General features: G+C 36.2%; 7 protein-coding genes and 3 pseudogenes. 9 read left to right on the top strand and 1 reads right to left on the bottom strand.

The genetic code is table 11. The annotated features are described in order from the left end of the window. The 7 genes and pseudogenes from AC1DSB_RS09545 to AC1DSB_RS09515 form a co-directional block, all read left to right on the top strand. Positions 1-359, top strand: a pseudogene (locus tag AC1DSB_RS09545) (SDR family oxidoreductase); the annotation flags it as partial. A 234-nt stretch (positions 360-593) separates the two neighbouring features. Continuing rightward, positions 594-1265: a TerC family protein gene (locus AC1DSB_RS09540; protein WP_016427886.1), complete on the top strand. Its 672-nt coding sequence runs from the start codon at positions 594-596 to the stop codon at positions 1263-1265. Between the two features lie 281 nt (positions 1266-1546). Then, positions 1547-2074, top strand: a complete 528-nt coding sequence (locus AC1DSB_RS09535; RefSeq protein WP_477586586.1) for a hypothetical protein — start codon at positions 1547-1549, stop codon at positions 2072-2074. A 108-nt stretch (positions 2075-2182) separates the two neighbouring features. Continuing rightward, entirely contained in the window at positions 2183-2941 is a 759-nt protein-coding gene (gene sigI / locus AC1DSB_RS09530) for an RNA polymerase sigma-I factor (protein WP_477586584.1), read from the top strand. Then, a pseudogene (locus AC1DSB_RS09525) lies at positions 2938-3057 on the top strand (anti-sigma factor domain-containing protein); the annotation flags it as partial. The gene sigI and the pseudogene AC1DSB_RS09525, both read left to right, overlap by 4 nt. Positions 3058-3138: 81 nt before the next feature. Then, positions 3139-4128, top strand: a complete 990-nt coding sequence (locus AC1DSB_RS09520; RefSeq protein WP_477533258.1) for an anti-sigma-I factor RsgI family protein — start codon at positions 3139-3141, stop codon at positions 4126-4128. A gap of 128 nt (positions 4129-4256) precedes the next feature. Next, positions 4257-5606 carry a TrkH family potassium uptake protein gene (locus AC1DSB_RS09515; protein ID WP_477586582.1) on the top strand — a complete coding sequence of 450 codons (1350 nt, stop codon included), beginning with the start codon at positions 4257-4259 and terminating at the stop codon, positions 5604-5606. Between the two features lie 23 nt (positions 5607-5629). On the opposite strand, the gene AC1DSB_RS09510 is transcribed toward AC1DSB_RS09515, so the two are convergent. Beyond that, the gene (locus AC1DSB_RS09510; RefSeq protein WP_477586580.1) at positions 5630-7378 is read right to left on the bottom strand and encodes a B12-binding domain-containing radical SAM protein; all 1749 of its coding nucleotides are present in this window, start codon (positions 7376-7378) and stop codon (positions 5630-5632) included. Positions 7379-7562: 184 nt separating this feature from the next. On the opposite strand from AC1DSB_RS09510, the gene AC1DSB_RS09505 reads away from it, so the two are divergent. Together AC1DSB_RS09505 and AC1DSB_RS09500 are read left to right on the top strand one after the other, a co-directional pair. After that, complete coding sequence (locus AC1DSB_RS09505) at positions 7563-9038, top strand: ATP-binding protein (RefSeq protein WP_477586578.1); 1476 nt, start codon at positions 7563-7565, stop codon at positions 9036-9038. After that, positions 8989-9172, top strand: a pseudogene (locus AC1DSB_RS09500) (methylated-DNA--[protein]-cysteine S-methyltransferase); the annotation flags it as partial. The gene AC1DSB_RS09505 and the pseudogene AC1DSB_RS09500, both read left to right, overlap by 50 nt.

Here is a 9172-nt window from a genome sequence, read left to right as displayed (position 1 = left end):
GTGAGGATGTAGGTGCTATAGGTAAGACCATTCATTTAACGGATCCAAAACCTCACCCAGTGGAAGAAGTATACCGACAGATGGTTTGGCATGTAACCGGAAAATGGCCAAAAGGACGAATACCTCTGGCGCTTGCAAAAATGGGTATGCAATTGAAAGTACTGAGAAAAAGCTTGGGTGTTGAAAAAGAAACATTGGACTATTTGACATGGAACGCTCAGTTCGATACGACAGTTGCGAAAGGTATCTTGAAGGACAGTGGAATTCGATGTGCGGATTTTATCGAATCCCTGCCAAGTATGATTGCTTTTTATCAGCTTCATAAAAAAGAACAGTCTTATCATATTCAGATAAAGTAGTGTTAGTTTACAACTCCGTTCAATATGTTATAATTATTGTACATGAAAACTTAATATACTTTTGACTGTTGTCAAAGGGGAGTAGCTATAGGGAAACCTATTTCATAGTCGTCATTACATGGTATACACCATCGGYTATGATAGCCATTTACATAATGTGCTTAGCAAGACCTTTGCCTTTTTATAAGGCAGGGGTCTTTTTGTTTTCAAAAATATTTATTAAAGGAGATCGTTATGGATATTTTTACAGTTGAATTTTTAGTAGCTCTACTATCAATCATTATGATTGACTTAGTTTTAGCAGGAGACAATGCCATCGTTATTGGGATGTCTGCGAAAAACTTGCCCATTCATCACCGAAGAAAAGCCATCATGTGGGGAACAGCTGGAGCTGTAGTGATTCGAGTTCTTGCGACACTTGCCATTGTATGGATTTTGAAAATTCCTGGCTTGCAACTTGTGGGGGGGCTTATTTTAATCTGGATAGCTTATAAATTGTTAGTTGAAGATGGGGATGCTGGTGATCATAAAGCATCTAAGACCTTAATGTCAGCTATCGGTACAATAATCGTTGCAGATACAATTATGGGGTTAGACAATGTATTAGCAGTTGCTGGTGCAGCAAATGCTTCAAACCATAGCTTTTTATTAGTTGTAATTGGTTTGATTATCAGTATTCCAATTATGGTCTGGGGAAGTACGCTCTTCGTGAAACTGATAGATAAATACCCAATTATCATTTATATCGGATCTGCTGTTTTGGCATTCACGGCAGCAAGAATGATTACACATGAACCGTTCTTACACGATTTCTTTGATGCTAACCCGTACGTAGGCTGGATTATGATTGCATTGGTGACGGTTGGAGTAGTAATGGCCGGACGATACAAAAATCGTAAGCAATAATTTCAGAATTTAACAGTAAGCTGCGTAAAATCGAAAAGATTTTACGCAGCTTTTTTTGTACCCCCTAAAAAATTAGATATGGCATCGAATAGTTTGATGACGTGAAAGCGWACGCATTTTACAAGGGGTGGCACACATTGAAAAAATTCCAAAAAATCAGTGCAGCATTGCTAGCAACAGGATTAGTAGCTTCAACTTCTTTTCCGGCCTTTGCCMATGACACCGAAAAAGTAGATTCATCCAATTTTGAAACAGTAAATTTACAAGAGGCATTGAACAATTTGAAAGAACAAACGACTTCAGTTGAAGATTTGCAAACGATTTCCTCAAATATTCCTTTGGGTTACCTTGCAAATAATATTTTTGCACTTTCCCTGAACATTGAAAAAATAAATAACCCAACTGCAAAAGCGGCTCTTCAGAGAAATATTGATAAAGCTATTGCCAAATGGGAAGAGAAGAACAAAGAAGAAGATAAAGAAGAAATTCCAACTACAGAAACAACACCATCTGACGAGGCAACTGAACCTGCCCAAACTGATGAAGACACTGTGGAGAATGATAAAGAAAAAACTGAAACTGAAAAAGATTYAGAAGTAGTAAAAGCTGAGAAAAAAGCTGCTAAAGAAGTGAAAAAAGCTGAAAAAGCAGTAGAAAAGCAAGAACGTAAAGATGCTCAACATGCAAAACAACAAGAACGCAAAAATACACATCACGCTAAAAAAGAAGAGCATAAAGCATCGCATCATGCAAAAAAAGAGCATCGTCATGAAGTTGAAAAACATAATGAAGATCACAAAAACAAATAACACTTGGGTTAATTGTTAAGAAAATGAAATACAATGCATCTTTTCATTTTATCAAGAACCCGTTACAATCGATAGGACTTAACTATTGTGCGGAAATGGGGTGAGCTTGTGATACTAGCAACGATTCAAGGACTTTTTCCTAAGAAACAATCAAAAAACGATCTTGAATTGCTAGTAATTCAAGCAAAAGAAGGGAATGAAGAAGTTCTTAATGAACTTCTTTCTTCCTACACTCCTTTTATGAAAAAAACTGCTTCGTTTATATGTAAACGTTATATTGGGGAACAAGATGACGAGTACAGTATTGCAATGTACGCATTCCATGAAGCGATCGTTCATTTTGAACATGATAAAAATGCATCATTCTTAACGTTTGCTCATTTGCTGATTCGGCGTAAACTGATTGACTTTATTCGAAAAGAAGCAAGAAGAAAAGAAATTAGTCTAGGTCAAATGTGTTCTGATTCTGAGATTGAATCAAGTTCTTTTTCAATCCTAGAATCTTCACATTCATTTGAACAATTTACAGCGACGCAGCAGGCAGATGAAAGAAAACATCAAATTGCTGTATACGAGTCTTTGCTAAAACCATTTGGACTAAGCTTTCAGGAACTTGTTAAAGTTTCTCCATCGCATGAAGACTCAAGAAAGACCGCTATCCAAATAGCACAACTCATTGTGGAAACGGACGAGTTTTACGAAGTACTTCAAACAAAAAAGAAATTGCCAATAAAAGAATTGGAAGAATTAGTTGAAGTTTCACGTAAAACCTTGGAGAGACAACGAAAATTTATAATAGCAATTGCTATTCTTCTAAAAAGTGACCTGCACTATATAAAAGATTATTTAAAAGGACGGATGTCATGATGAACACGCGAAGAGGGATCGTGTTTGAGACAACATCTTCATATAGTATTTTCTTCACGGAAGATGGAGTATTTGAAAAAGGCATACCACTTTCTGCTTCTGTTGAAATAGGTGACGAAGCATTTTATAAACCTTTATTAAACAAGAGAAGCTATAAAGCAACATTTAATTCTTCATGGACAGCGCCGGTTCTTTCGATGGTTGCGACACTTGTATTGCTATTTTCAATATTGCTGCCTTCACAAACTCCAGTGTCTGCATATGTACAGATTGATATCAATCCGAGTGTTGAACTGGGTCTTGATCAGGAAGGGACAGTGTATTCTTTTAAGGGACTCAATGACGATGGAGAGGCACTTAAGAGAGATATTGCTTTCTGGAAAGGAAAGCCTTTAACATGGGTTTTACTTCAAATTGTAGATCGTACGGAAACAACTATCGAGACACAAGAGGAGATTGAGATTACCACCATCTATGAAAATAAAGAAAACCATGCAAAGCTGGAAAAAGTAATTGTTTCGGCAGTGTCAAATTCCAACAGTAAAAGTATGATGCAGAAATACTCCGTAAATGTTAATGAAGCCTCTTTAGAGGATCGTCAAGCTGCTAACAATGAAGGTATTTCCGTACAGAAATACAAGGCACAATTCAAAGACAATAAGGTAGAAAAGCAACAGCAGAAGATAAAGAAAAAAGATGAAAAACAACAGGAAATAAAGAAAAAAGATGAAAATAAGAAACACGAAGACAACAATAAACTGCAGAAAGAAAACAAAAAAGAATCGCAAATACCTGCCGTTGACATGAAAGATCACAAGAACACTCATAATAAAAGTAAACAAAATCCTCAACACCAAAAACAAGAATCTAAACAAGTTAAGCCTAACAAGAAGTGGGATAAGCCAGCAAAATCAGAAGGAAAGACTCAAAGTCATCAAAATCAGACGAATCAACAAAATGATTCGAATAGAGAAGGAAAAGATAACGGCCAGTCAAAAACAAGTGGCAACCATCCTTCTGAAAAAAAAACGAATTCAGATCACCACGATAACCCTCGCCAAGATAAAAAAGGGAAAAATAAAGATCATGAAAGAAAAGATAATGATCAAAAAAGAAAACAAGATAAAAAACAAAGTGGTAAAGAACAATCAGAACAAGGCAAAAATCGCAATCATAAAAATCATTAATCCGGGTGCTTCTCAATCGAGAAGCACTTTTTTTAAAAGAATAAATACTTGTTCTTTCTTTTTTACGTAATGTTTTTTAGAATAGGAAGATGACCTATTCGTGTCATTTGAAAGGACTTGACCTTTTTATGAATCCAATTATTAAACGCATACGAAATTTATCGCCCGCTCAAGCAATCGTTTCTTATTATTTTTTAGCCATTGGGTTATCTGTGGGGTTATTAAACCTACCTGGAGTTCACCAACCTGGAGTCAGTGTGGCTTTTATTGATAGTTTGTTTACAGCAGTCAGTGCTGTCAGCGTTACAGGTTTAAGTGTATTAAATATTTCAGAAACGTACTCAACTTTTGGAATCGCCATGTTAATGATTATCCTCCAACTTGGTGGAATTGGAATCATGTCTCTTGGTACATTTGTGTGGTTACTGGTTGGAAAAAAAATAGGCTTACGCGAACGACAATTAATCATGATAGATCATAACCAGCATTCTCTGTCTGGGGTCGTTAATTTAATTATTGAAATCATAAAGATTTTATTGCTTATCGAGTTGTTGGGCGCACTCATTCTTACGTTCTACTTTACTCAATTTTATGAAACACTGTCAGAAGCTTTTCTCCATGGTTTGTTTGCCTCTGTTTCAGCAACAACGAATGGTGGCTTTGATATTACGGGCGAATCCATGATCCCGTATCATGATGATTATTTTGTGCAAATCATAAACATGATCTTAATCATTTTAGGAGCAATCGGTTTCCCTGTTTTAATCGAAATTAAAGCCTTTTTATCTAATAAAAACAAGAATTTCCGATTCTCGCTGTTTACGAAAATTACAACTGCTACATTTGGTTTATTGCTGGTCGTAGGAACTGTAGTCATTCTTGCATTGGAAATGTTCAAATCTTTTCGCGGTATGTCATGGCATGAAGCCTTATTTACTGCAATGTTTCACTCTGTGTCGTCACGCTCGGGGGGTCTTGTTACTGTTGATATCACAGAGTTTACACAAGGTACCGACATATTCTTGAGTGCATTGATGTTTATTGGAGCCTCGCCAAGTTCAGTAGGTGGAGGGATTCGCACTACGACGTTTGCAATAGCGGTCTTATTTTTGATTAACTATGCGCGTGGGAAAAATGAAATACAAATATTTAATCGTGAAATTCAATTAATCGACGTGTTACGTTCATATGCGGTAATCATTTTATCTATTTTCATTGTGTTACTTGCAACCATCGCCTTATCAATTTCAGAACCCACATTGTCAATGACGGCAATCATTTTTGAAATTACCTCAGCTTTTGGAACATGCGGGATGTCTTTAGGCATCACGGATAAATTATCGACTTTCGGTAAAATATTGATTATGCTTTTGATGTTCGTAGGGCGCATCGGATTAATCTCCTTCCTATATACTATAGGCGGTCGTACAACCAAAACCAAATTCCATTATCCAAAAGAACGTGTTATCATAGGCTAAAAAAAGAGCAGGTCCTGAAATAATCAGGATACCTGCTCTTTTGCTATAAACGAAAATTGTGGTGCTTGTCCCGATTTGAAGAAAGTTAGTAAATAGCCATCCTTCGATACGACTTGCTCTTGGTCAAGCAGTTGTAAATCAAGTGAGAAAGGAACAAGGAGCGTCTGTTTGTAAACTTCACGTTCATGAAGATTGAGTTCTGCAAAAGACTGACCGGCTAGACTTGGATTTTCAATGATTTTTCGATAAATTGCAGACTGAGATTCTTTTTTCATTTCTTTTTCCCACCATGGCTTGCGCGGTTGGAATTGATGATGTACCAAGTAATCAATCTTCATCAAACTTCTAACTACTGCCATGTCAGCACGACCGTCCTGAAGTAAAAATTCTTCTAGTCGTTTAAATAAGTCTTCAAGTTGGTGGCCAATTCGGGACCAACCTTTTTCTTCCCAATAGCTGCCAAAGTCCTGGAAGAAATCAAAAGGCGTTTCAAACGTTTCAGAAACTAAATAGCCAACTGTACGATCGAGTCTATGTGCATTCCAATATTTTTCAAGAACATCTTCAGCTTGTTTGATTCTGAGCATATCATCAAACGACAGGACATTATTGGCGAAGATCTCATATGGGGCTTGATCGACATATACGTAGCCATATTCTTCAGCTTGAACACGCAACCCTGTTCCACGTAACAGTTTTAAGAAGCCTAATTGCAATTCTTCAGGTCCCATTGCAAATACATCATTAAACGTTTGTTTGAATGAAGCATAATCTTCTTCAGGTAACCCGGCAATCAAGTCTAAATGCTGCGCAATTTTTCCGCCTTCTTTTACCATTGTCACAGTACGTGTTAATTTGGCAAAGTTTTGTTTTCTTTTTACGAGTTCATTCGTCAATTCATTCGTTGACTGAACGCCGATTTCAAAACGGAATAATCCAGCAGGTGCATTTTCATTTAAAAACTGAATGACTTCAGGTCGCATAATGTCAGCTGTAATTTCGAATTGAAAAACAACACCAGGGCGATGTTCGTCAATCAAAAATTGAAACATTTCCATTGCATAGCTGCGGCTAATATTAAATGTCCGGTCTACAAATTTAATGATTTTCGCATTATTATCCATCAAATAACGAATATCTTCTTTCACTTTTTCCCTATTGAAATAACGGACACCGACTTCGATGGAAGATAAGCAAAATTGGCATGAGAAGGGACAGCCACGGCTGGTTTCAATGTAAGTAATTCGTTTGGACAAGTGAGGAATATCTTCTTCAAAGCGAAACGGTGTTGGCATTTCACGTAAATCAATTTTAGGTCCTTGCGGGTGAATCATAAATTTTTCATCCTGCATATAACAAATACCAGGTACTTCTTTTAAAGGAAGAGTTCCTTCGACAAAATGAAGCAACTGTTTGAACGATACTTCGCCCTCACCCATGACAATAAAGTCGATTTCTTTCATGCGTCTCAACCAGTAGTTTGAGTCATAGGATACTTCTGGCCCTCCAAGTACAATAATAGTATCTGGGCTCACTCTTTTTAATAGACGAACAACTTTTAAAGTCTCCTCAATGTTCCAAATGTAACAGCTGAAACCGACAACTTTAGGTTTCTTTAAATATATATCAGAAACAATATTAAAAGCTGGATCCTTTATTGTATATTCAGCAATGGTTGGATTAAATTCAGGTTGTGCACTTGCTTTAAGACACCTTAGTGCCAAGTTGGTATGAATATATTTTGCATTTAGCGTTGCTAAGACGATGTTCATTAAGCATTCTCCTTCTTTACATCATTCTATTTTAACAAGGAAAGTTGATTCAAACAATATAAGTCAATATTAGCTAAATCTATATGAAATAATCTGAATTAATTTTAATCTTTGTTTTTTTAGCTATCCAGAATATAAAGGTATTTCACAGCATAATTTGTATAAAAAGAACGAGAAAGGTCCGGTGAATGACTTGTTTGGCGAAAAAATCACAGAGATGTTCGATTATTTATTTTGGAACGATAAAGAATCAGTCATTCTACTCGAGAATGGCAAGGGGATTAAGTTAAATAGAATGGCGAAGGAATTTTTCTCACACAACACAGTTGAAGAGGTTATCACACAAATGGACAAGTCTTCTTCTAAAACCTGGAGAAATTTTTTAAAGGAAGCGACATTTTCAAATAATGCAAAATGTCAAATATGCTTAACGGATAATGAAAAAGGCAATAGATTTATCGAAGTCCAGGGCAATTATAATCATTCATCATCCCAATATCTGATTCGCTTCAAACAACGCCCACACGAAATTCTAAGCCATAATATAGTAGATGGTTTAATGAAATATGAATTTCTCTTTAAATATGCTCCGCATGGTATGATTTTGACCAGCACTGAAGGAACCATTATTGACTTCAATCAGAAAGCCACAATCTTATTTGACATAGCTCCACATGAATTAAAAGGCAAAAAAGCACACAACATTTTTGACTTGTTACCTCATTCAAAACCTGATTTCGAACAATTTTTCAAAACACTTTCACTAAAAGGTTCTGCCGAAATGAGTGTATCTAAACTAGATACAATCGGTGAACCAAAGTTTTATCATTTTACATCTGCGTTCAATAATAATTTGGACATGTACGTTACGGTCATTCGTGATGATACCGAAAATGTTCAATTGAAAAAGCAAATTGAACACTCACGTTCGTTATCGACTCTCGGTCAAATGGCTGCAAGTATTGCGCATGAAATTCGAAATCCTTTGACCTCTTTGAAAGGATTTACACAATTACTAACATCGCAAGTAAGTGAACAAGGATACGAATATCTAGACATTATCAATAGTGAACTCATTAGAATGGAATCCATACTCAATGAGTTTTTAGTTTTATCTAAACCGCCTTCTCGATCATTTCAATTTATTTCTGTCTCTTCCATCATTTCGCAAGTAGTTGATTTTATGCACCCACAAGGTATCATACAAAATATTGAACTTGAAATGGTACCATGTGAAAATGACTCGGATTGGATTCTTGGTGACACATACGAATTAAAAAAAGTATTTATGAACGTTTTAAAAAATTCAATGGAAGTCATGCCCAATGGAGGGAAAGTGTCCATAACTCAATCCTTGCGTTATAACAAGCAAGTTTGTGTGTCCGTAAAAGATCAAGGTGGGGGGATGACTCAGGAGCAGATGCAGAAGATTTTTTTACCTTTTTATACATCGAAAGAACAAGGGACTGGGCTTGGACTTGCCCATGCAATTCAAACAATCGAAGATCATGGGGGAAGTATAGAGGTAGAGAGTGAGTTAACTCACGGTACTACTTTTCATATTATCCTTCCAGTTTATCATTTGGAGGCTAAAGGGGGACATACGGTACATGATAAAAGCTTTGGAAAGTCCTATCGGGAAGTTATATCTTCAAATTGATGACGGAAAATTAACAGCTATTTATTTTGATGAACCACTAATGCATTTGGAAACGGTAGCAATCCAGCAAGATGAATCAGTGTATAAAAATGTAAAGAAGCAATTAAACGAATATTTTCAGGGAGAGAGAATAC

The organism is Paenisporosarcina sp. P4_E4_2 (assembly GCF_056401595.1).
Note: the sequence above shows the minus strand (reverse complement) of the source record. Positions and strands in the feature narration are given on the sequence as shown.

What these genes read in the sequence shown, in the direction of transcription:
- AC1DSB_RS09540 (WP_016427886.1), top strand. Translation starts at nt 594, where the DNA reads ATGGATATTTTTACAGTTGAATTTTTAGTAGCTCTACTATCAATCATT.
- AC1DSB_RS09520 (WP_477533258.1), top strand. Translation starts at nt 3,139, where the DNA reads ATGGTTGCGACACTTGTATTGCTATTTTCAATATTGCTGCCTTCACAA.
- AC1DSB_RS09515 (WP_477586582.1), top strand. Translation starts at nt 4,257, where the DNA reads ATGAATCCAATTATTAAACGCATACGAAATTTATCGCCCGCTCAAGCA.
- AC1DSB_RS09510 (WP_477586580.1), bottom strand. Translation starts at nt 7,378, where the DNA reads ATGAACATCGTCTTAGCAACGCTAAATGCAAAATATATTCATACCAAC.